At 68.9% G+C, this 22,081-nt stretch carries 25 protein-coding genes; 15 read left to right on the top strand and 10 right to left on the bottom strand.

All coding sequences use genetic code 11. The annotated features are described in order from the left end of the window. Nucleotides 1-2 precede the first annotated feature (2 nt). A complete protein-coding gene (locus tag BM362_RS40545) occupies nt 3-1,178 on the top strand; it encodes an ABC transporter ATP-binding protein (protein ID WP_093576740.1) in 1,176 nt (391 codons plus the stop codon). Between the two features lie 64 nt (nt 1,179-1,242). Here the strand turns inward: BM362_RS40545 and BM362_RS40540 are convergent, their stop codons facing one another. Then, nucleotides 1,243-2,151 (bottom strand): hypothetical protein, encoded by a 909-nt coding sequence (locus BM362_RS40540; protein WP_244287441.1) that lies wholly within the window; start codon nt 2,149-2,151, stop codon nt 1,243-1,245. Nucleotides 2,152-2,769: 618 nt separating this feature from the next. Here BM362_RS40540 and BM362_RS40535 point away from each other — a divergent pair. Then, nucleotides 2,770-2,964: a PspC domain-containing protein gene (locus tag BM362_RS40535; RefSeq protein ID WP_067586103.1), complete on the top strand. Its 195-nt coding sequence runs from the start codon at nt 2,770-2,772 to the stop codon at nt 2,962-2,964. 51 nt (nt 2,965-3,015) lie between these two features. On the opposite strand, the gene BM362_RS40530 is transcribed toward BM362_RS40535, so the two are convergent. From BM362_RS40530 to corA, 4 genes are all read right to left on the bottom strand, one after another. Beyond that, on the bottom strand, nt 3,016-3,363 hold the full coding sequence (locus BM362_RS40530; protein ID WP_067585822.1) for a ClpX C4-type zinc finger protein: 348 nt from the start codon (nt 3,361-3,363) through the stop codon (nt 3,016-3,018). Nucleotides 3,364-3,416: 53 nt separating this feature from the next. After that, a complete protein-coding gene (locus BM362_RS40525; protein WP_093576738.1) occupies nt 3,417-4,256 on the bottom strand; it encodes a chromosome partitioning protein ParB in 840 nt (279 codons plus the stop codon). Beyond that, nucleotides 4,253-4,906 carry a metallophosphoesterase family protein gene (locus BM362_RS40520; RefSeq protein WP_067585828.1) on the bottom strand — a complete coding sequence of 218 codons (654 nt, stop codon included), beginning with the start codon at nt 4,904-4,906 and terminating at the stop codon, nt 4,253-4,255. The genes BM362_RS40525 and BM362_RS40520 overlap by 4 nt, the downstream gene beginning before the upstream one ends. Nucleotides 4,907-5,101: 195 nt before the next feature. After that, nucleotides 5,102-6,190 carry a magnesium/cobalt transporter CorA gene (gene corA, locus BM362_RS40515; RefSeq protein ID WP_067585831.1) on the bottom strand — a complete coding sequence of 363 codons (1,089 nt, stop codon included), beginning with the start codon at nt 6,188-6,190 and terminating at the stop codon, nt 5,102-5,104. Nucleotides 6,191-6,570: 380 nt separating this feature from the next. Between corA and BM362_RS40510 the strand changes: the two genes are divergently transcribed. Both BM362_RS40510 and BM362_RS40505 read left to right on the top strand, forming a co-directional pair. Continuing rightward, nucleotides 6,571-7,074 (top strand): MaoC family dehydratase, encoded by a 504-nt coding sequence (locus BM362_RS40510; RefSeq protein ID WP_067585834.1) that lies wholly within the window; start codon nt 6,571-6,573, stop codon nt 7,072-7,074. A gap of 26 nt (nt 7,075-7,100) precedes the next feature. Further along, nucleotides 7,101-8,219 carry a DUF2332 domain-containing protein gene (locus BM362_RS40505; RefSeq protein ID WP_167545617.1) on the top strand — a complete coding sequence of 373 codons (1,119 nt, stop codon included), beginning with the start codon at nt 7,101-7,103 and terminating at the stop codon, nt 8,217-8,219. 280 nt (nt 8,220-8,499) lie between these two features. On the opposite strand, the gene BM362_RS40500 is transcribed toward BM362_RS40505, so the two are convergent. Further along, complete coding sequence (locus tag BM362_RS40500) at nt 8,500-8,901, bottom strand: NUDIX hydrolase (protein ID WP_093576737.1); 402 nt, start codon at nt 8,899-8,901, stop codon at nt 8,500-8,502. Nucleotides 8,902-9,068: 167 nt separating this feature from the next. Between BM362_RS40500 and BM362_RS40495 the strand changes: the two genes are divergently transcribed. The 7 genes from BM362_RS40495 (at nt 9,069) to BM362_RS40465 (ending at nt 13,535) form a co-directional block, all read left to right on the top strand. Then, nucleotides 9,069-9,254, top strand: a complete 186-nt coding sequence (locus BM362_RS40495; protein ID WP_037815868.1) for a hypothetical protein — start codon at nt 9,069-9,071, stop codon at nt 9,252-9,254. A gap of 22 nt (nt 9,255-9,276) precedes the next feature. After that, nucleotides 9,277-9,837 (top strand): PH domain-containing protein, encoded by a 561-nt coding sequence (locus tag BM362_RS40490; protein ID WP_037353298.1) that lies wholly within the window; start codon nt 9,277-9,279, stop codon nt 9,835-9,837. Nucleotides 9,838-9,903: 66 nt separating this feature from the next. After that, nucleotides 9,904-10,767, top strand: coding sequence for a PHP domain-containing protein (locus BM362_RS40485; RefSeq protein WP_425285767.1), 864 nt, complete (start codon nt 9,904-9,906; stop codon nt 10,765-10,767). A 1-nt stretch (nt 10,768) separates the two neighbouring features. After that, nucleotides 10,769-11,398, top strand: coding sequence for a MarC family protein (locus tag BM362_RS40480; protein WP_067585846.1), 630 nt, complete (start codon nt 10,769-10,771; stop codon nt 11,396-11,398). Between the two features lie 71 nt (nt 11,399-11,469). Further along, nucleotides 11,470-12,318, top strand: coding sequence for a RecB family exonuclease (locus BM362_RS40475; protein ID WP_067586106.1), 849 nt, complete (start codon nt 11,470-11,472; stop codon nt 12,316-12,318). 258 nt (nt 12,319-12,576) lie between these two features. Further along, complete coding sequence (locus tag BM362_RS40470) at nt 12,577-13,008, top strand: hypothetical protein (protein ID WP_143132613.1); 432 nt, start codon at nt 12,577-12,579, stop codon at nt 13,006-13,008. A gap of 218 nt (nt 13,009-13,226) precedes the next feature. Beyond that, complete coding sequence (locus tag BM362_RS40465) at nt 13,227-13,535, top strand: hypothetical protein (protein WP_167545616.1); 309 nt, start codon at nt 13,227-13,229, stop codon at nt 13,533-13,535. Nucleotides 13,536-13,541: 6 nt separating this feature from the next. Here BM362_RS40465 and BM362_RS40460 read toward each other — a convergent pair whose 3' ends face one another. Together BM362_RS40460 and BM362_RS40455 are read right to left on the bottom strand one after the other, a co-directional pair. Further along, a complete protein-coding gene (locus tag BM362_RS40460) occupies nt 13,542-14,876 on the bottom strand; it encodes an Rv3212 family protein (protein WP_208865484.1) in 1,335 nt (444 codons plus the stop codon). A 764-nt stretch (nt 14,877-15,640) separates the two neighbouring features. Next, nucleotides 15,641-17,401 (bottom strand): DEAD/DEAH box helicase, encoded by a 1,761-nt coding sequence (locus BM362_RS40455; protein WP_093576734.1) that lies wholly within the window; start codon nt 17,399-17,401, stop codon nt 15,641-15,643. A gap of 390 nt (nt 17,402-17,791) precedes the next feature. Here BM362_RS40455 and BM362_RS40450 point away from each other — a divergent pair, with 390 nt between their 5' ends. Continuing rightward, complete coding sequence (locus tag BM362_RS40450) at nt 17,792-18,427, top strand: ferritin-like fold-containing protein (protein ID WP_093576757.1); 636 nt, start codon at nt 17,792-17,794, stop codon at nt 18,425-18,427. A gap of 103 nt (nt 18,428-18,530) precedes the next feature. After that, nucleotides 18,531-18,761: a DUF3107 domain-containing protein gene (locus tag BM362_RS40445; RefSeq protein WP_009072973.1), complete on the top strand. Its 231-nt coding sequence runs from the start codon at nt 18,531-18,533 to the stop codon at nt 18,759-18,761. Nucleotides 18,762-18,846: 85 nt separating this feature from the next. Here the strand turns inward: BM362_RS40445 and BM362_RS40440 are convergent, their stop codons facing one another. Then, nucleotides 18,847-19,167 (bottom strand): DUF4873 domain-containing protein, encoded by a 321-nt coding sequence (locus tag BM362_RS40440; RefSeq protein ID WP_093576733.1) that lies wholly within the window; start codon nt 19,165-19,167, stop codon nt 18,847-18,849. 14 nt (nt 19,168-19,181) lie between these two features. Continuing rightward, on the bottom strand, nt 19,182-19,961 hold the full coding sequence (locus BM362_RS40435) for a TetR/AcrR family transcriptional regulator (protein WP_067585856.1): 780 nt from the start codon (nt 19,959-19,961) through the stop codon (nt 19,182-19,184). Between the two features lie 101 nt (nt 19,962-20,062). Here BM362_RS40435 and BM362_RS40430 point away from each other — a divergent pair, with 101 nt between their 5' ends. Both BM362_RS40430 and BM362_RS40425 read left to right on the top strand, forming a co-directional pair. Further along, the gene (locus BM362_RS40430; protein ID WP_067586114.1) at nt 20,063-20,971 is read left to right on the top strand and encodes an AurF N-oxygenase family protein; all 909 of its coding nucleotides are present in this window, start codon (nt 20,063-20,065) and stop codon (nt 20,969-20,971) included. 72 nt (nt 20,972-21,043) lie between these two features. Next, entirely contained in the window at nt 21,044-21,946 is a 903-nt protein-coding gene (locus BM362_RS40425) for an alpha/beta fold hydrolase (RefSeq protein ID WP_067585859.1), read from the top strand. Nucleotides 21,947-22,081 lie beyond the last annotated feature (135 nt).

The raw sequence follows: 22,081 nt of genomic DNA, 5'->3' as shown, positions 1-22,081 counted from the left end.
CCATGGCTGAAATCGTTCTCGACAAGGTTTCCAAGCGCTATCCCGACGGCGCGCTCGCGGTGTCCGAAGTGGACATGACGATCGCGGACGGCGAGTTCATCATCCTGGTCGGCCCGTCCGGCTGCGGGAAGTCGACCACGCTCAACATGGTCGCCGGGCTGGAGGACATCTCCTCGGGCGAACTGCGCATCGACGGCAAGCGGGTCAACGAGAAAGCGCCGAAGGACCGGGACATCGCGATGGTGTTCCAGTCGTACGCGCTGTACCCGCACATGAGCGTGCGGGAGAACATGGCGTTCCCGTTGCGGCTGGCCAAAGTGGACGACAAGATCGTCCGGTCCAAAGTGGAGGAAGCGGCGCAGATCCTCGACCTGACCCAGCATCTCGACCGCAAACCGGCCAACCTGTCCGGCGGACAGCGGCAGCGGGTGGCGATGGGCCGGGCGATCGTCCGCAACCCCAAGGCGTTCCTGATGGACGAGCCGCTGTCCAATTTGGACGCCAAGCTGCGCGGCCAGATGCGGACGTCGGTGTCGAAGATCCAGAAGCAGCTCGGCACGACCACGCTGTACGTCACGCACGACCAGACCGAGGCGATGACCCTCGGCGACCGGGTCGTGGTGCTGCGGGCCGGGTACGTGCAGCAGATCGGTTCGCCGCAGTTCCTGTACGACAACCCGGCGAACCTGTTCGTGGCCGGGTTCATCGGCTCGCCGTCGATGAACTTCGTCCCGGCGACGCTCGAAAACGGCGAGCTGCGCAGTTCGCTGGGCACCACCCCGCTGACCGACCGGATCCGCCGGATGGCCGAGACGGCGAACGCCCCGCGCGAGGTGATCATGGGCATTCGCCCGGAACACTTCGAGGACGCCACGCTCGTCGAGCCGGGCCGGGAGGGCGCGTCGTTCACCGCGCACGTGGACGTGCTGGAGTCGATGGGTTCGGAAAAGTTCGCGCACTTCACCGTGGACGGCGAGGCCGCGACCTCGGCCGAACTGGCGGAACTGGCCGCGGACAGCGGTTCGGCCGACGTTCCCGGCGCGGAATCGCTGATCGTGGCCCGGCTGGCGGCCGAATCGGCGGCCGCGGAGAACCAGGACCTGCAAATCTGGTTCGACGCGGACAAGGTGAAGCTCTTCGACCCGTCGGACGGCCGAAACCTCACCTACTCCGACTGAGCTGCCGGTCCGTGAAGGGCGCCTTGACGGAATCAGATTCCCTCAAGGCGCCCTTCACGGACGTTCACGGGATCCGCGAAAAGATCGTCGCAGCGGCGGTGCGAGCGGCGGGGCAAGCCGCTTCCCCGCCCGCACCGCTGGTGTCGACCACGCTCACGGTCGCCTGCTCCGCGCGTCCCGGCGTGGCTGGAGAGGGCTGTACCGTCCGGACCCGGCAAAACGCCCCGTCCGTCGCGACCCGCGCCGTCCGGTTGCCGAGGGTTTCCGGCGGCCCCGCCGGAGCCTGCCGCACCACCGCGAACTCCAGGCTCACCTTGTCGAGGATGCAGGAATGCCCGGCGAGCCCGGCCGTCGCGTCGCCGCCCCGCGCCCCGGCCGCGCTGAGAATCGCGCAGGAATCCACCCGCCCCCAGGAGCGGTCCGGCAACTGCGGATGCCGCACCCGATTGCCGGTCACCGCGTCGAGCAGCCCGCCGACCACGTCGTCCGCCGCGGTGCACCGATCCTCCGCACTGCCGCGGTCGTCTTTGTCCGTGATCGAAACGGCCAGCCGAACCCCGTCGGCGAACGTGACGGCCCGCCCGCACGTCCGCTCGGGCACGAACCCGGCCTGCTGCACGGAAACCCCGTCCGGCACCTGGCCCGGGTACGCGTAGGCCTGCACATTGGGATCGCGATCGGCGGCGAGTGGCCCGATGGTGACCGTCCGGGGCCGCCCAGCCTGGACGAAGTCAGCCTGGCAAGCGGTGAACGAGGAATCGGGTGTGTCGGCGGTGGTGTTCTTGAGCCGCTTCGGGTCGAGAAGACTGCAGTAGTCGAGCGTGGCGAAGTCCCCGAGCGCCGCGATCGCGGTCAAGGGCGCCGGCGTGGACTGCACCTGCTGCGTCGTCGGGGCAGACTCCGCGGAACATCCGGCTACCGCGGCGAGAAGCACCGAACAGCCGACTGCGAGGACTCCGAGTGGGTTACGCACGGGGTGCAGTATCACCGTGGGTGGCGAAAAATCCAGCCCGCGCCGTGAAATCCCACACTTCGCTGTGTTATCACCGCTGGTCGGACGATTGCGGTGAACAAACGGGGAAGTTCGGCTGCTGTCGGCGGGCAGGCCGACCGTGCGTCGGTGGCGAGCGATCGGATTGTGGTCGGCGAACAGGGCTGTATCCGGATTCCATGCCGGGCGGTTTCGCCCGGAGGCGTCCGCTGCGCCCCAACGAGATTGTTGTGTTCGGCCTCTCCGCGACGGTGCGCAGCGCCGACCGGGCTGCGTGGCTTTCTCCGCTCGCGGACGTTCGCACCGGCGGGAAGCGAACGCTGGCCAGGGACAACTTCGCGCACTCCCGCTACTGAACATCCCCATGCCACGTTGGGTGCGTCAGACGCACCCAACGTGGCATGGGGGCGTCGGTTCCGCGTCCGGCCCGCTGGTCCCGCCCGAAGAAGAGCGCTGACCTGCGAGTTCCCGCCACGACCCTGATTCGGTCCCCGTGCCGCGCCCCCACCCCTTAGGGGTCCAGATCGACCCGCGGAGCGATGCGCCCCGGCGCCGGCCGTGGTGACATGGAGCTACGAACCCAAACGGGAGGGGAACACGATGACCGCACCTGTCACTCGCCGGTTGAGCCGGCCGCGGGAGGGGCGCATGATCGGCGGCGTCTGTGCCGGGCTCGCCCGCCGCTTCGGGACCACGCCGGGCAAGGTCCGGGTGCTCGCGCTGCTGTCGTGCCTGCTGCCGGGGCCGCAGTTCGTCGCGTACCTGATCCTGTGGGCCATCATTCCCAGCGACTGAGCAAGCCGCACTAGAGGCCCTCTCCCCTCCATCACCCGGGAGGGGGCCTGCTCATTTCCGCTCGGCGGAAAACCGCTCCCAGGCCGACTGCCGCGTCACTCCGAGCGCCTCACCGATCCGCGCCCACGCCACCCCGCGTGTCCGCAGCAGGTCCACCTGCTCCTGGATCCGCGCGTCCGTCTGCGCGCTGACCTTCGCCATCCGCGGGATGCTCTCCAGGATCTCCTCATCCGATTTCCGCTCCCACAGCGTCACCTCGGGCGTCCCCGGCTCGTGTTTCCCGGCCAGGATCTGGTCGCACAATCCGACGCAGCCCTCGCAGATGTAGACGCCGGAGCCGGCGATCAGTTTGGCCACCTCGCCGGCCGGTTTGAGGCAGAACGAGCAGTACGAAGTCATCACAACCTCCCGGTGTCAGGAACAGCCTGACACGTCAGGGGCTGCCTGACAAGTCACTGCTGGGAGCGCAGTGTCTCGATGACCTCCTCGTCCCAGCGGTGCGTCCGGATCAGCCGGTACCGCTCGCACGCGACCCACAGGTACGCCTCGGCTTCGGTGCGGTCGCCGATCAGATCCGCTTGCCGCAGCATCGCCACGACGGGCGTGAACTCCTCGTCGAACCAGCGTTGCGCGACGGTCGCGCGGTCGGTGAACCGGCCTTCGTCTTGCATGAGCCGGAAACCCCAGGCTTCGACGTGCTCGCCGAGCTGGGCGTAGTTCCACGGATCCGTCACCAGCACCGAAGCGCGGGCGTGCCCGGACAGCGGGACTCGCTCCAGGAACAGCCGCCGGTAGTCCTTCACGATCAGGTCGCCGCGATACCGGATGCCGCTCGGGTCCAGCTTGGTGCGCACGACCGTCACCGAAGCTTCTATTGTGGACAGTCCCTGCGCCAGCGCGACCGAAACCCGGTGGTGGCCATCGATGATGAAGTGCAGCTCGCCGATCCGGTACACCTCGATCGGCGGAATCGCTTCGCCGCGGCGGGCGGCCAGCGCGAGTCGTTCCCAGCGTTGCCGGACGCGGGCGGACGTCGGGCGGAAGCGGCGGTCGAAATCGCGGCTTCGGTCGACAGTGCCGACGATCGAGTCCAATGTGATCACTCGCGTCCCGATCCGCGCCTCGCTGACGTAACCGAGTGCCTGCACCACTTCATGGAAGGGCAGCATGATATTGACGTCGTCGGGTTCGCGGCGCAGCCACGTGGAAAGCCGTGACAGCACCTGCCTTCGGCGGGCTCGCAGGAAGTCGCTTTCGGCGTCGGCACGCGGGAAACCGGTCGGTCGGGTCATCGCGGGAACTCCATCACCTGATAGCCCACCACATTGCGGATCCGGGTACGGCCCGCCACGCGGTCGGGCACCGGTTCGCCGTTCGGGTGGATGTGTCCGTGCAGCAGCCACTGCGGCCGCAGGGTGTCGATCGTGCGGTGCAGACAGGTGAAACCTTGGTGCGGCGGGTCTTCGCGGTCGCCGAGATGCCGCGGCGGCGAATGCGTCAGCAGGACGTCGATCCCATTGCCGTCGCGCCGTTTCCGCCACCGGAACCGGCGCTCCAGCCGCCGGGCCCGGCGCGCCTGCTGCCGCTGCGTCCACTGATTCGGGCCGTCGCGGTAGCGGATCGAGCCGCCGAGCCCGGCGATGCGGAGCCCGGCGACGTCGACGATCCGGCCGTCGGCGTTGACTCCGCCTGCCGGGCCGGGCCACTCGGTCGGGAAACCGTCCTTCATGGACAGTCCGCCGTAGCGGGTGAAGCCGCTCAGGTCCGGGTCGTGATTGCCCGGAACGAACACGCACGGCACGTCGAGCATGCCGGCGAGGAACTCGAGATACGCGAACGGCAGATCGCCGGCGGCGAGGACGAGGTCGACCCGCAGCGAGCGGACCGCGGAGGTCCACAGCCGCTCGTCGGCCTCGTCGGCCACCACCAGCGCTTTCGGCATGCGCCAAGGTTACGGCGCATGCCGCGTCACTTCATGCCGTGCGCGAACCCGGGGTTGAGCGCGATCATCGCGACGATGCCGACGATCCAGATGAGGCAGAGGGCGAGAGCCCAGAACTTGAGGTTGGACAGCAACCGGGACATGGCGAGACAAACCTCCTGCAACCGGGGGAAGAAAGGGGGACCGCGAGGGCGGCTACAGCCAGCCGTTCTTCCGGAATATTCGGTACAGCAGCAGACAGATCGCGAGAATGATCGTGACCACGATCGGATAGCCGAACTGCCAGTGCAGTTCGGGCATGTAGTCGAAGTTCATGCCGTAGATGCCCGCGACCATCGTGGGCACCGTGATGATCGCCGCCCACGCGGTGATCTTGCGCATGTCGGTGTTCTGCTGCAGCGAGATCTTCGCGACGGTCGCGTCGACCAGGGTGCTGAGCAGTTCGTCGAACGCCGCTACGCGTTCGGACACGGTGGCGAGGTGGTCGGCGACGTCGCGGAAATACGAGCGGACCTCGTCGGGCACCAGCCGCGTGTAGCCCTCGGCGAGCCGCGACACCGGCGTGGCGAGCGGGACCACCGCGCGCCGCAGTTCGAGCACTTCCCGCTTCATCAGATAGATCTGCTCGGCGCTCACCGACGAGCGCGGCGCGAACACCTGCGCCTCGATCTCGTCGATGTCCGCCTCGATCCGGCTGGTGACCTCCAGGTAGTGGTCGACCACGTGGTCGGAGATCGCGTGCACGACCGCCGCCGCGCCGAGGGCGAGCCGCTCCGGATCGTCGTCGAGGTCGCGGCGCAGCCGGGCGAGTCCGGAGTGGTTGCCGTGCCGGACGGTGATCACGAAATCGCGGCCGAGGAACACCATCAGCTCGCCGGTTTCCACGATCTCGTTCGCCGTGGTCGGCGACTGGTGCTCGACGTAGCGGACTGTCTTCAGCACCAGGAACAGCGTGTCGTCGTAGCGCTCCAGCTTCGGCCGCTGATGCGCCTCCAACGCGTCCTCGACGGCCAGCTCGTGCAGGCCGAAGGTGTCCGCGATGCCCTGGATCTGGTCGGAATCGGGCTCGTGCAACCCGATCCAGACGAAACCCGTGTGCCGCTTGCGCACCTCGCGGATCGCTTCGGCGTGCGTCCAGCGCCCGGGCAGCCGCTTGCCGTCGACATACACCGCGCAATCGACGACATACGCCGACAGCGGCACCGGGATCGGCCGGTCGAGATTGGCCTTGGCCCGGTTGTTGCCGCGGCCGCGAAGGCCGCCGAGCGAGGGAATGGCAGGCATGGGTTCTCCTGGGCAGACGTCGTGGAACACGAAGACGACGGCCAGGCGGACTGGGTCCGTCCGGCGGCACCGTGGGTTCCCGGACGCGGGCCTACCAGGATCGAGAAGGGCTGGCCGGCGAGGTGGGAACACAGGGCAAAGCTGCGCGGCGCAGCCGCACCGTTGAGGGCGGGGGCGGGGCGGCAGCCGGGCTACTAGGGAGCGGACTATCACCACTGCTCATGGGCGGTTCCTCACCTCCTTTCGGCCGGGGCACGCCAGGGCGTGCGAAGTGGCAGGGGTCGCGTTGACGCGCGATCACCGATGGTCGAGGGTACTCCTCACCACGGATACGTGTCGCACCTGGTTCGGCAGGTGTTACCCGGACAGGAGGCGCAAGCGTGCAATTCGGCCGGTACTACGAGGAGTTCGAGGTCGGCGCGGTCTACCAGCACTGGCCCGGCAAGACCGTCACCGAATACGACGACCATCTGTTCTGCCTGATCACGATGAACCACCACCCCCTGCACCTGGACGCGCACTACGCGGGCGAGACGACCGATTTCGGCAAGAACGTCGTGGTCGGCAACTACATCTACTCGCTGCTGCTCGGCATGTCGGTGCCCGACGTGTCCGGAAAGGCCATCGCGAACCTTGAGGTCGAATCGCTCAAGCACGTGAAGCCGACGTTCCACGGCGACACGATCTACGGCGAGACCGAGGTGCTCGACAAGACCCCGTCGAAGTCCAAGGACGACCGGGGAGTGGTGTACGTCGAGACGCGCGGGTACAAACAGGACGGCACCATCGTGTGCATTTTCCGGCGCAAAGTGATGGTGCCGAAGCGGTCCTACGGCGACACCCGCGGCGGGGAGCAGCCCGGCCGTCCGACGCCGCACGAGTGATCGATCCGCCGCGAAGAGGAGCACGGGTGGCCATCGCCCTGGAAGAGATCAAGCGTCGATTGCGCAGGTTCGCCGAGGTGGAGGCGCGCGGTGTTTCGCCGCTGTACGACCACCTCGCCACGAACGCGGCCGAGGACGACGACGTCGCCGCGCTGCTGACCGACGCCCGTGGCGGCGAAGCGCGCGGGACGTTGCTGTTCGCCGCCGCGCACCGGCTGGTGCAAGCGGACCCGATCCATCCGCTGTCGCGGTATTACCCGTCAGTCGGCGGATTCGACGGTGTGGACAGCGAAACGTGGCCGTTGTTCCGCTCGTTTCTGCTGGAGCGCGCGGACCAGGCCCGTGAGATCATCTCGACCCGCTACACGCAGACGAACGAGGTGCGCCGCGCCGCGCTGCTGTACCCGGGGGTCGCGGCGGCGGCGAAAGAAGCGGGCGGCAAGATCGCGCTGCTCGAGGTCGGCTGCAGCGCGGGGTTGCTGCTGGGGCTCGACCGGTTCGGCTACCGCTACCAATGCGACGGCGGCGAACAGCTCACGGCAGGTCCGGCGAAGGCCGCTGTCGGACTGCACTGCGCGATCGACGTCGAGCCTGGTGCGAAGTTGCCCAAGCTGCCGAAGAAGGTCGCTGTGGCGGCCCGAGCGGGCCTGGACCGGGCTCCCGTGGACCTCTCGGACGAGGACGAGCTGGCGTGGCTGGAGGCGTGCGTCTGGGCCGACCAGGTCGACCGGATCCGGCTGTTGCGCACTGCTGCCGCGGAACAGCGGAAGCACGCGCCGGAGCTGATCGCCGGGGACGCGGTGGACGACCTTGCCTCGGCGGCGTCGCGGGTGCCCGCGGAACTGCCGCTGGTCGTCCTGACGAGCCACGCGCTGGCGTATCTCGGGGACCGGCGGGCGGATTTCGTGGCCGAGCTGGCGCGGTTGTCCTCGGCCCGGCCGGTGTGGTGGGTGAGCCAGGAGTTCTACCGGGCCGGGCTGGAGACCGTGCTGCCCGGCCGGGACGACCTGGCCGCGGACGGCTTGGTGCCCGGCGAGCCCGCGATGGCGGTGCTCGGGCTGACGAGCTGGGTGGACGGGGAACCCGAGGCCCGCGCGCTGGCCCGGACGACGCCGCACGGGCAGCGGATGACCTGGCTGGCGTGAAGGTGTCTCGTGAGTGGCGTCCCGGTTCTCGCCGGGGATCGCCACTCACGACGCCCCGGCACCCTGAGTAACGTGTGTCACACTCACCCCATCAGTCACACCGCCCCGCGCGCGCCCGCGCTGCCGGACCGATGCGCGTCCGGCGATATCGAATACGCGTTCCCCGCATTTTCCGTGCTCATCGCGGACGCTTGAACGATGGGGAAACTTTCCGGCAACTCCGCAATCGGTTCCGAATCGCGGACGCGGCCGGCGGCAATGCGGAAATAGCCGCTCCGGATTACGCGGTGGGCAACTCATTCCAGTCACTCAGGGTCACGAGGAGCTGGTCCACCAGGTGGCCCGCTTCGTCCAAATTGACCAGTTCGGCCGAGTTGACCCACAGTGCGTCGGTGGCGTCGTCGCCCGCGGTGAGGATTCCGCCGGTCCACGTGCATTCGTAGTCGTGGATGTCGTAGCGGCCGCGGACGACCGAACCGGCCAGTGTGTGCGGTCTCACGTCGAGTCCGGTCTCCTCGCGGAGCTCCCGGACCACTGCTTGGTAGTCCGTTTCGCCCGGTTCCGCCCGCCCGCCGGGCAGCGACCACTGGCCTTTCCCCGGCTCGTTCGCGCGCCGGATGAGCAGGAGTCTGCCCTGGTCGTCGAACACAATGCCGCCGACGCAGCGCTCGAGGCCGTCCATGCCGCGACGGTAGCCGACCCCGGCCAGGCCCCCTAGCGTCCGGGAACCTGTACACGGAGAGTAGCCGTACGGTACACTTCGAGCGCCTGGCTGACCCATGCGCGGGACTTTCCTCCCGCGTGAGTGGTCAGTGCGGTACAACGTAGAAAGTCAGTTTTCCGGGTGTCATGGAAGAGACGGGATTGATCGCTGTGAACGCGAAGAAGCTTGCGGGACTCGTGGGTATCGCGTTGGTGCTGTTCTTCGTGATCGCTCAGCCGGGCCATGCTGCTGGTCTTGTCAGCAACATCGTGGACTTCCTCCGCAGCTCGGCCGAATCGGTGATCACGTTCGTCAGCAACATCTTCCACTGACGACAGGGGATACCCTCGAACCATGTTCGCGCCACGCGACCCTGACGAGTACCTCCTCGACACCGAGCGGCGGGTCATCCGGATCCGCCGCCACTGGGCGGTGCTCCTCTGGGACACGTTCGAGGCAGCCGCGCTGCTGATCGTGTGCGTGCTGGTCTCGTATCTGCTGCCGCCCTCGCTGTGGGTGGTGCAGAACATCCTCTGGTACGTCGCGCTGGCGGTGGTGCTGCGGTTCGCCTACGTGATCATCGAATGGTGGGTCGAGCGGCTGGTCGTCACCGACAAACGGTTCGTGATGACCACCGGCGTCTTCACCACCAAGGTGCTGATGATGCCGATCAGCAAGGTCACCGACCTCACCTACCAGCGTTCGGCCTGGGGCCGGATGCTGGGCTACGGCACGATGGTCGTCGAATCGGCGGGGCAGATCCAGGCGCTGAACCGGATCGACTACCTGCCGCGGCCCGAGGAGTTCTACGACACGATCTCCGAGCTCGTGTTCGGCGACAAGCAGAAGCAGGCCGAACGGTTCTCGATGATCAAGGCGCAGCGCGCGGCGCGGGGCAAGAAGCCGGTCGGCTGACCTCGGCGCCCGTCGGCCCTGGTCCCGGTGCCGAGGTGACGCAGCGCATCGTCGAGAATGGGTCCGATGCGCATCGACCTGCACGCCCACTCCACGGCCTCCGACGGTACCGACAGCCCTGCCGAGCTCGTCGGAGCCGCCGCGCGTGCCGGTCTCGACATCGTCGCGATCACCGACCACGACACCACCGCGGGCTGGGAACCGGCCGCCGCGGCCCTGCCCGCCGGCCTGACACTGGTGCCCGGCGCGGAACTGTCGACGGTCTCGATCGACCCGGACACCGGCTACGAAATCAGCGTGCACCTGCTCGCGTATCTCTTCGACCCGGCCGCGCCCGCGATCGTCGCGGAACAGACGCGGCTGCGGATCGAACGGCGCGGCCGGTTGCGGCGGATGGCCGAGCGGATGGCCGCCGACGGCCTCCCGGTCGACGCCGACGAAATCCTGAGCCTGCTGCCGGAGGACTCGCCCGCGGGGCGGCCGCACCTCGCGCAGGCGCTCGTCCGCGCCGGGCTGGTCAGCTCCGTGGACGAGGCGTTCAGCGACTATCTGCACAGCCGCCGCGGCTACTACGTCGCGCGCCGCGACACTCCGGTCGAGGAAGCGATCGACATGGTCACCGCGGCCGGCGGGGTTACCGTGATCGCGCACCCCTTCGCGTTCAGCCGCGGCGCGACGATCAGCGAGGACACCCTGCGTGACCTGGCGGCGCGCGGGCTGACCGGCGTCGAGGTCAACCATCCCAACCACGATCGGGCCACCCGGGCGCGCACCCGCGAACTGGCCGACGAGCTGGGCCTGGTCCGCACCGGGTCCAGCGACTACCACGGCACGAACAAGACCATCGGGCTCGGCCAGGAAACGACCGAACCGGACCAGCTGGAGGAATTGGTGGGGCGGGCGACCGGCTTCTCAGTGGTGAAGGGCTGAGATGGCCGTCTCGGATTTCTTCGACGCGAAGCTCTTCATGAGCGCGACGATCACCCTCGTCGTGATCATGGACCCGCCGGGCACGGTGCCGGTGTTCCTGAGCCTGGTCGGCCGCAAACCGATGGCGACGCGGGTGAAAGCGGCCCGGCAGGCGGTGCTGGTGTCGCTGCTGGTCATCTCGCTGTTCGCGGTGGCCGGGCAGGCGATCCTGGCGTATCTGGGCATCGGCATCCCGGCGCTGCAGGGTGCGGGCGGCTTGCTGCTGTTGCTGATCGCGCTGCAGTTGCTCACCGGCAACGCGGGCAGCAACGAGCCCGAGGCGGCCGAGGATGTCAACGTCGCCCTCGTTCCGCTCGGCACGCCCCTGCTGGCCGGTCCCGGCGCGATCGCGGCGACCATCGTGTTCGTCCGGCAGGCCGACGGCCGGGTGGGCGCGTACATCGCGCTGGCACTGGCGATTCTGACCGTGCATTTCGTGCTGTACACCTGCATGCGCTTCTCCGGGGTGGTCATCCGGCTGATCAAGGAAAGCGGCATCACGCTCCTGGCGAAGATCGCCGGCCTGCTGCTCGCCGCGATCGCGGTCGAACTGGTCGCGAATTCGGTGCAGGGCTTCATCGCGGGCGGCTAGCCCACGCCGGAAAGTGTCGGTGGGGGTGCGTAGCGTGGGCGTCGATGGAAGGGGGCGGCGTGAAAGAACAGATGGGGTTCGACTTCGGCGTCGAGCAACCGCAGCGGCTCACCAAGGTGTCGCCGGCGCGGCTGAGCACCTTTGACGATTGCCCGCGCCGGTACCGGCTGGCTTATCTCGACCGGCCGACGCCGAAGCGCACCGGGCCGTGGGCGCACAGCACGCTGGGCGCGGTGGTGCACAACGCCTTGCGGGCGCTTTTCGACCTGCCGGTGGCGAAACGGACGCCGCAGCGCGGGATCGCGCTGGTGTCCGAGCACTGGAAGGACGCCGGTTTCGCCGACGACGACCAGGCCGCGCGCTACCGTGCGCGCGCGAAAGGCTGGGTCGCGGAGTACGTAGCGGACAACGACGTCAGCGACGACCCGGTCGGCCTGGAACGCTGGGTTTCCGCCCCGGTCAGCACGACCGGCGGCCGCCCGACGATGATCATCGAAGGCCGAGCCGACCGCATCGACCAGCGCGGCGGCGAACTGGTGATCGTGGACTACAAAACCGGCCGCCGAGCCCCGGACGACCATGAGGCCCGCGCGTCGCAAGCGCTGGCGATGTACGCCGTGGCGGCCAGGCGCACCTTGCGCATGCCGTGCACGAAGGTCGAGCTGCACCATTTGCCGTCCGGCACGATCGCCGCGGCGGAACACACCCCGGAAACCTTGAAGCGGCACCTGGAACGCGCCGAGCAGACCGCGGGCGATGTGCGGTTGGCAGCAGATACCCTTGACGCGGGCGGCGACGGAGACACGTTGTTCCCCGCCCGCCCCGACCGCCGCTGCGCATGGTGCGACTTCCGCCCGAGCTGCGTGGCGGGACAGCAGACAGCTCCTGCCGCGCAACCATGGGATTTGCTTGCGCCGTAGGGGATTTCCCGAGATGTGGATTGGACCCGAGGATCGTGGCGTCACCGGACAGTGAGGAAACGGCCCGTGGTGGGCCAGCTGGTGCGCGGGGGCGTGGTGTTGCTGGTGACGGGTCGGGTGCGCACGGCGTAGCGAGGAAGGATTCTGCCGCTGTGGCGACGAATTTTGCTGCGGAACCTGGCGGGGTTCGCGACGGCCGTCGTGCCAAGGACGCCAGTTCTCGCGCTGTCGATGCGGCGGGGGACCGGGAGGTGCGTGGTGCTGCGGCGTCGCATGGTGGGGGTGATGGTGTGGCATTGGGCAGTGGTGCCGCGGTGGGGGATCGGAAGGTGCGTGGTGCTGCGGCGTCGCATGGTGGGGGTGATGGTGTGGCATTGGGCAGTGGTGCCGCGGCGGGGGATCGGAAGGTGCGTGGTGCTGCGGCGTCGCATGGTGGACGCGATGGTGCGGCATTGGGCAGTGGTGCCGCGGCGGGGGATCGGAAGGTGCGTGGTGCTGCGGCGTCGCATGGTGGACGCGATGGTGCGGCATTGGGCAGTGGTGCCGCGGCGGGGGATCGGAAGGTGCGTGGTGCTGCGGCGTCGCATGGTGGACGCGATGGTGCGGCATTGGGCAGTGGTGCCGCAGCGGGGGATCGGAACGTGCGCAGTGCGGCGACGTCGCACGATGGGCGTGAGGGTACGGCAGTGAGCAGTGAGGTCGCGGCGGAGGATTGTGCCCTGGCTGGTCTTGCGGCGAAGCGCACCGCGATGGCCTCGGCGAGTTCAGCGACGGACGACAGCGCCGCGGTCGAGGTCGTCCATGACTCAACCGCCGCTGCTGGTCTTGCACCTGGCGAGGATGCGGTTATCCATGATTCGGTCCTGCCGGACAGCGCGGCCGACGGTGATGAAGCATCAGGTCAAGCGGTGCCAGAGCGTCATGAATCGTCAGCCAGGCGGAAGCCCCGTGGGCGGTGGTGGCGCGGGTTCACCGGGTCGGTCGCCGCGGGACTGGCAGTCCTGGCCGTCGGGGTGCTCGTGGTGGGCGTGTTGTGCCTCGTCAACGGTGCATCCGGGCCGGGCCCGCTCAAACTGGTCGGGCATTCCGTCGCCGCGGTGATCGCGCTAGTGCTGCAACGGGTTGCCGACCGCCGCGTCGGGAAAGCGGCAGTCGGTGCGGGGGTTGGGGTGCTGGTCGTCGCGGGTGTGGCGTTCAGCCTGTTGTGGTGGTTCTGAGGACTGTCAGCGCAGGGCGGCTAGGGTCGGGCCGCGTTGTTCCAGCAGTACCGGGCCTAGCGCGGTGAGGCGGACGGGGCCGGTGTAGGCACCGCGGTCGATGCCGACTGTGCGCAGCGTTGCGCCGTTCATTTCGTTCAGTACCGCCAGGCCGCCGCGGATGGGCACTACCAACTGGGTCGCGAAGGTGATTCCTGGGCCGAGCGTGCCGTCCAGGCTCCAGCGCGGAGACAGGTCGTCTCGGGACAGGGCAACGGTTTTGGAGCCGCTGTACCAGTAGATCCCCGCGGCGGTGCGGGTTGTGGCCTCGGTGCCGCCGACTGGATCGTTCGCGGTGTCCGCAGCGGGAAGGTCCATGGGGTAGGCGGCTTTTTGCGAACCGTCCGCGCCGTAGACGACGTAGAGCTTCTGGTCTGGCAGCAACACGCCGGTGAGGTCGCCTGACATCGCGATGACGCGGGCCCGCTTGCCGGCCAGCAGGGCGGTGTAGGTGACCTTCGGTTCGTCCTCGTGCTCGGCGGTTGCCTTGTAGACGGTCAGGCGGTCCGTGCGGTCGCCGGGGCAACGTTCGATCACGCCGATTTTGTCGGCGGCCGCTGCTACCGTTCCGTAGGTGCAGTCGGGGCGGGGTTGCTTGTTCGCGTTTTGCAGGAACGGGACTTTGCCGTACTCCATGCTCTTCACGAGGTCGTCGCGCCACGTGTCGAGGAGATGTTTGCCGGTCGTCGTGACGTGGCTGCCGTCGTTGACCAGACGGGTGCCCAGTTCGGCGTCGCCGTTGCGCTGAGCGGTGATGCGGCCGGTGGCGGGGTCGAGCTGAGTGACCTCGCTGCAGCCCATGGTCTTGTGGTACACCGCGTTCACCCGGCCCCATGCAGTGTCCACAGTGCACAGTTGCAGGTTTTCGCGGGTGTAGTGCCAGCGGATCTGCCCGGTGAGCGGATCGCGGCCGGCGACCTCGCTGCCGTCCGCGGTGGTGACGGTGTCGGCCTGCCCGATCGGGATCGGCGTCGCGGAACTCGGGGCCTGCCACAGCTGCGTCATCGACCCGGGCACGGAGGTCGGCGGCGTGGGGAGGGCGTGCGGCGGATCCGCCAGCGCGCGGCTGGTGTGCAGATTGTCGCTGTTCACGGCGACGATCGCGGCGACCACCGCGACCACGACGACGATCGCCCCCGCGATCAGCCGATCCCGCCCCCGGTTCCACGGCGAGCGACGGGCTTTCCCCGGCGGTGCAAGGGAATCCGCGGCGACGGGCGGACGGGGGAGGAGGTTTTCGGAACCGTAGGGCTGGGCGGGGGTGCTGCTGACCCCGGCGGGTTCATCGGTGACGCGCGCGATCGGGCCGGTTTGTTCCTCGGGGGTAACCGGTGGGATCGCGGCGTGGGCGCCTGCGGCGGAAGCTCTGTCCGCGGCTGGCGCGGCCGGGTTTCCGGCCTGCGGACCCGGAGCGGCGGGCGTGCTTCCGGCAGAGCCGAGGGCTGCTGCGGTCGATCCCGCGGAGGCTCTGCGGGGCTCGGAACCTTCTTCGGCGGCTGGCGCGACGGGGTCTGCGGTCTGTGGGTCCGGAGTGGTTCGGGCGGAGTCGGAGGTGGTGGGCCGGTGGTGCTCGGCGGGAGATTCTTCGTCGGCTGGCGCGACGGAGTCTGCGGCCTCCGGGCCCGGAGCGGTTCCGGCGGAGTCGGAGGAGGTGGGCCGGTGGTGCTCGGCGGAAGATTCTTCGTCGGCTGGCGCGGCGGGGTCTGCGGTCTGCGAGTCCGGAGCAGTTCCGGCAGAGGTGGGCCGGTGGTGCTCGGCGGAAGATTCTTCGTCGGCTGGCGCGGCCGAATCTGCGGCCTGCGGGCCCGGAGTGGTTCCGGCAGAGCCAAGGGCCGCTGCAGTGGAGTCCGCGGACGGCGGGACCGTGCGCCGGTCAGCGGAAGGTGACTCGCGCGGTTCAACCCCCGCAGCACCCTCGTCCGAGACACGCTCCCCGGCCGGAATATCCGGCCGGGGGCGTTCGTCGGGATTCGCGGGAGTGCCCGCTACGTTCGATCCGGGTTCGGGGGGCGTTTCGTCGGTGCCGTTCCCGTGGTCGTTCACGTAACTGACTCCCGGTGTGTCGCTCAGTCTGCCGACGCAGGTGTATCAGATGCGGACGGGCGGCGGCGACGGCGGCGGCGTGCCGGGCGGTCTCCGGTCTCTCCGGAGTCGGACGTCGTCGCGGGGGTGGCGTTGCCTGCGGAGGTCGCCGGGCCGGTCGCGTCGGCTCCCGAGCGGGTGCGGCGGCGGGTCCGGGGGCGGTCTTCCTGCTGGTCCGCGGCAGCCGAACCGGCGTCAGCGGCTTCGGAGCGGGCACCGCCGCGGGTCCGCTTGCGCGGGGCGCGGTTGCGCTTGCGCGGGGCTTCCTCTTCCGAAGGAGGCGAGGAAGGCCCGGAAGAACCGCGGCGGCCGCGGCGTTTGCCGCCCAGGTCCTCTTCCTTCTCGGCGGACAGGCCGGCTCGCGTGCGCTTCGACAGCGGCAGGCGGCCCTTCGTGCCCTCCGGAATGCCCAGGTCGCTGTACAGGTGCGGGGACGACGAGTACGTCTCCACCGGCTCCGCCAGGTCGAGGTTCAGCGTGTCCGAGATCAGCTTCCAGCGCGGTTCCTCGTCCCAGTCGACGAGAGTGACCGCGACACCCGTGCGGCCCGCGCGGCCGGTGCGGCCGATGCGGTGCACGTAGGTCTTCTCGTCCTCCGGGCACTGGTAGTTGATCACGTGCGTGACGTCGTCGATGTCGATGCCGCGCGCCGCGACGTCCGTGGCTACCAGGACGTCGACCTTGCCCGAGCGGAACGCGCGCAGCGCCTGCTCACGCGCGCCCTGACCGAGGTCGCCGTGCACCGCGGCCGCGGCAAAACCGCGTTCCACCAGGTCGTCGGCGATCTTCTGGGCGGTGCGCTTGGTGCGGCTGAAGATCATCGTGAGCCCGCGGTCCTCGGCCTGCAGCGCCCGCGCGATCAGCTCCGTCTTGTCCATCGAGTGCGCCCGGTAGACGAACTGCGCCGTGCGCTCGTGGATCGCGCCCGCGTCGTTCTCCTCGGCGCGGATGTGCGTGGGCTGGTTCAGGAACGTCCGCGCGAGCGTGATGATCGGGCCCGGCATCGTCGCGGAGAACAGCATCGTCTGCCGCTCGTCCGGCACCATCCGCAGGATCCGCTCGATGTCCGGCAGGAAGCCGAGGTCCAGCATCTCGTCGGCCTCGTCGAGGACGAGCCCGCGGATCTTGCCCAGCACCAGGTGCTGCTGCTCGGCCAGGTCGAGGAGACGGCCCGGCGTGCCGATGACGACGTCGACGCCCTTGCGCAGCGCCTCGATCTGCGGCTCGTACGGCCGCCCGCCGTAGATCGCCAGCGTGCGGATGCCGAGGTGCTTCCCGGCGCCCTTCAGGTCGTTCGCGACCTGGATGCACAGCTCGCGCGTGGGCACCACGACCAGCACCTGCGGGGTGCCGTCGCCGGGCACCTGCACGCGGTGCAGCAGCGGGACGCCGAAGCCGAGCGTCTTGCCCATGCCGGTGCGGGCCTGACCGATGAGGTCGTCGCCGGCCATGGCCAGCGGCAGGGTGAGCGCCTGGATGGCGAACGTGTGCTCGATGCCCGCTTCGGCGAGCGCTTTGACGATTTCCGGCTTCACACCGAAGGACTCGAACGTCGGCGCCTCTTCGGTCACCGGGGCACCGGCCTGAAGCGGGTGCGACGTGTCCAGCGCGGCCGGTCCGTTTTCGCTGTGCTCAAGAGCGACGGCGGCGGTGGCCTGCACGATTTCGGTCTGTTCGGTTGTGGACTGTTCTGCGGTCAGGGTGATCGCCTCTCTCGTGACCAGCGCGCACAGGCCGGTTGTCACTCGACACTCGACCGGGGGCCTGACTCACGCCGCGACCTCGTCTGCGGAGGCCTGTGGCGCCGGAGCCGCCCTCCCGGGAATGCCGCTGGGAGGCGTGCACGCACACTTGCGGCGAACCCCGGCCGCCCTGGTGGCACCGGCCGTTCGCCTGGTTCCCGCCGCTCCTGGGTCCCTCGAAAAAAGGCGGTCCGGCGCGGCGAAGCTTCTGTTTATCCGACCCCACTGTACCTGGTCAGGTGTTTTCCGGGGAATACCGGGAGCGGCCGCGCGGCGTGGGATCGGTCTCTTCACGGCGCGGGCCTGCGGTTCGGCGATACCCTCGTCGCCGTGACCGACCCCGCCGAAGCCAGGCCAGCAGAGACCGCAGCGCCCGCCTCCTCTTCATCCGCGATCAGCGAAGGCGTCGTCGACCTGCTCGGCGTGATCGCCTACCTGGAGCTGTCCGCGTTCGACCGGATGGCCGAGGACGCCCGCAGCGCGCCGACGCTCGCCGGCCGCGCCGCGCTCGCCTCGATGGCGTCCGCTGAGATCGGGCACCTCGATCTGCTCTCGAAGCACCTGGCCGCGAACGGCGTCGCGGTCGAGGACGCGATGGCTCCGTTCGTGTCGCAGGTGGACGCCTGGCACGGCTCCACCCGGCCGAAGTCGTGGCTGGAATCGCTGGTCAAGGCATATGTCGGGGACGGGCTCGCGGCCGATCTGTACCGCGAGATCGCCAACTGGCTCGACCCGGAGACCAAGGACCTGGTGCTGACCGTGCTCGCCGACACCGGGCATTCGGCGTTCGCCGAACGCGAAGTCGCGGCCGGGATCAAAGCCGATCCGAAGGCCCGCGACAAGCTCGCGCTGTGGGGCCGCCGGCTGCTCGGCGAGGCGCTCACCCAGGCGCAGTACGTGGTGGCCGAACGCGACGGCCTGGCCGAACTGATCGTCGCCGGGTCCGGCGATCTCGCGGGAATCGGCGCGTTGTTCCGCCGGTTGCAGCAAGGGCACACCAAGCGCATGCAGGCGCTGGGGCTGGGCTGAGCGAGTGGTCGCGAGTCACCTTCTGGTCGCACGCCACCGCGTCGGCCCGCTTCGGTTAGCCTTGCCGGGCGTAGTCACAACGAGTTTCCAGCGGAGGTCCCACGTGGAGGTCAAGATCGGCATCAAGGACACGCCGCGCGAGCTGGTGGTGTCCAGTGGCCAGACTCCCGAAGAGGTGGAGAAACTGGTCGCCGAGGCGCTGACGGCCGGTGACGGGCTCTTCCGCCTCAACGACGAGAAGGGCCGCAAGTACCTGGTCCCGTCCGACCGCATCGCGTACGTCGAGATCGCCCCGTCCGACGTCCGCAAGGTCGGGTTCGGCGTCGGCGACTGATCCGGCCGAGCTGCAAAGTCCGTGAAGGGCCCCTTGAAGGAATCAGATTCCTTCAAGGGGCCCTTCACAGCTTTCCGGGGTCCGGTCAGGCAGTGGCTTCTTCGACCTCGGCCAGGGTTTTCGGGACCGAGAACGGCGGCGTGGACGTTCCGGTGAGCCGGTAGCGGCCCCACGGGTCCGGATCGGACAGCTCGCCCTCGGCGGTGTGCTCGCCGACCCGCACCTCGCACGCCTTCTTGCGCCCGCCGACCGCTTCGGCCAGCTTCGGGTCCGCGGCGACGCGGCCGTACCAGTGGTAGTAACCGTCGATCGGCTGGAAATAGCCGCGCAGATCGACGTCCGCGGCGATTTCCGCGCCGTCGACGACCAGCGTCGCCGCGCCCGTGTAGCCGTCTTCGTCACTCATCCGGGGTCCTCTCGTCAGCCTGCGTCGCTGTTGGTGTCTTCTTCGGTCCGTCCGAGCTGGACGACCTTGTTCTCCTCGAGCGGCAGGTTCGGGTCGATCACCACGCCTTGCTGGCGGGTGAGCCCGTCGATCGCCGCCCAGATGATCTGGGTGAGGTACTCGACCACCGAATCGCGGCCCATCGAGCGCCGGTCCAGCCACCATTCGCCGGTGCTCTGGACCATGCCGACGATCCCGTGCGCCCACGGTTCGGCCGCGCCGGAGTCCATGTTGAACATCCGCATGTAGTCGCCGAGGAGCGCGGTCAGCGCGGTGGCGATGACCTCCTTGTCCTCCGCGACGACGTCCGAATCGGTGGTTTTGCCCGGCAGCCCGCCGTGTGCCAGCAAGCGGTACAGGTTCGGGTGTTCTTCGATGACGCCGAAGAACGCGTCCAGTGCCATCCGGATCCGCGGCACCGGCGCGAGTTCGGCGTTGATCGCCGGGATCAGCCGTTCGAAAAGGATCTCCGTGCCGCGCTGGCCGAGTGCGACGTACAGGTCGGCCTTGTCCTCGAAATGCCGGTACAGCACGGGTTTCGTGACGCCCGCTTCGGCAGCGACGTCCTCCATGCCGAGGTCTGGACCGTGCGCGTCGAGCGCGCGCAGAGCCGCTTCGACGAACTCCGCGCGACGGGCGATGCGGTGCTTGCGCCAGCGATCGCGGCGCGCGTCCCCGGTGCTCGTTTCGGTGTCCGCTGCCTGCTTGCCGGACTGCTTGCTGGAGCGCTTGACACGTTCGATCACGGCGGTCATGCTACCAGAGGTAACTGTTACCACGGGTTACATGTTCTGTGGAGCAGGCGGGACGCGGCTTCTCGATTCAACGGCGAGTCAGGCGCTGGAAGGGGCTGATGATGACGCGGACGCTCAAGGTGACCGACCGGGAGGCAACGGCACAGCGGTTGCTGAAGTCGGCGGCGAACAAGTTCTACGACCCGGACGTCGACATCGACTGGGACGCGCCTTTGGTCGAGGGCAAGCGGTACATCCTGCCGGAGCGCTCGTCGCTCTACGGCACTCCGCTGTGGGACCGGCTGAGTCCGGAGCAGCGGATCGAGCTGGGCAAGCACGAGATGGCCAGCATCGCGACCACCGGGCTGTGGTTCGAGATCCTTCTGATGCAGATGCTGCTCAAGGAGGTCTACGAACAGGATCCGACGACGGCGCACGCGCAGTTCGCGCTCACCGAGATCGCCGACGAGTGCAGGCACTCCACGATGTTCGCCCGGATGTCCGCGCGGATCGGCTGCCCGACCTACGGTCCGGTGCCGGTGCTGCGGCAGTTCGCGAAGCTGATGCCGACCATTTCCTACGGCCCGGCGCGCTACGGCGCGATCCTGGTCGCCGAGGAGGTGCTCGACCGGCTGCAGCGCGAGCAGATGAACGACGAGGAGATCCAGCCGCTGGTCCGGATGGTGAACCGGATCCACGTGCTGGAGGAGGCGCGGCACGTCACCTTCGCCCGCGAGGAGGTCACCCGTGGGATGGCGAAACTCGGCCGCGCGGAGGTTGCCTACCAGCAGTTCAGCATCGCGCTGATCTCGTACTTCGTGACGCGGGCGTTCATCAACCCGAACGTCTACAAGGCGGTCGGGATCCGGCCGCGCGAGGGCGTCGAGACGGCGCTGAACAATCCGCACTGGCGCGCGACGATCGCGTGGGCCGGGGAGAAGATCATGCCGTTCCTCCAGGAGTCCGGCCTGGTCGGGTTGCCGGGGAAACCGTTCTGGCGCAAGTCTTTCCTGTTGCCGGAGGGCAAATGACCACCGCCGACGTACTTTTTCCCGCGGAGGCGAAATGACCACCGCCGACGTGCTTTTTCCCGCGGAGGCGAAATGACGACCGTCGAGCGGCTGCGCGATCCGGCTCGTGAACACCGTTTCGTGACCAGCGACGGCTGCGCGCTGCACGTCGAACTGAACGGCCCGGCCGACGCCGCGGTGACGCTGGTTCTGGTGCACGGCTGGACGCAGGACCACCGCACGTGGGACGGCGTCATGGACCACCTCGGCCCTGGCGTCCGGACACTGCGCTACGACCTGCGCGGCCACGGCGGTTCCGCGCCCGCGACCAGGGAAACCGGGACGATTCCGCGGCTGGCCGACGATCTGGCCGAGCTGATCGCCGCGCGCGTGCCGTCGGGTCCGCTGGTGCTCGCCGGGCATTCGATGGGCGGCATGACCATGATGGCGCTGGCCGAACGGCATCCGGAACTGGTCGGAGACCGGGTGGTCGGCGCGGCGTTCGTGGCGACGTCCTCGGGGCAGATGGACCGGATCACGTTGGGGCTGCCCGGAATGGCGGGCCAGTTCTCCGCGCGGTTCGAGCGCAGGCTGGCGAAAGCGTTGTCGCACCGCAAGGGCGAGCGGCTGCCGTTGAGCCCGGCGATGGTGCGTTCGGGTGCGCGGTTCCTCGTTTTCGGCGAGCACCCGCGCCGCGCGGACCTTCGGCTGGTCACGGATCAGCTGTTGTGCGCGCATCCGGCGAGTCTCGGCGCGTTCCAGGACGCGATTTCGACGCACGACCGCCGCGTCGCGCTGGCGACCTTGCGCGGTACCCCGTCCGTGGTGCTGGCGGGGGAGCGGGACCGGCTTTGCCCGCTGGCGCACGCGAAAGTGATCGCGGACGAGCTGCCGGACGCGGAGTTCGTCCGGTTTCCCGGTGCGGGGCACATGTTGCCGCAGGAGCGGGCGGGCGAGGTCGCGAACCGGATCGGGGCGTTGCTGCGGGTGTCGTGAGTGTTTGTCCCTGTTCTAACCGGGACAAACACTCACACACCCAGCACCCCGGTAACCGTGCGCGTTCGCCCCTGTCTCCTTGGTACCTGACTGTCGGCTGTTCCCGGCTGCCCGGCGCTGTCACGCTGGGTGGCT

Origin of the sequence: Amycolatopsis rubida, assembly GCF_900115345.1 — a bacterium.
Classification (GTDB): domain Bacteria; phylum Actinomycetota; class Actinomycetes; order Mycobacteriales; family Pseudonocardiaceae; genus Amycolatopsis; species Amycolatopsis rubida.
Note: the sequence above shows the minus strand (reverse complement) of the source record. Positions and strands in the feature narration are given on the sequence as shown.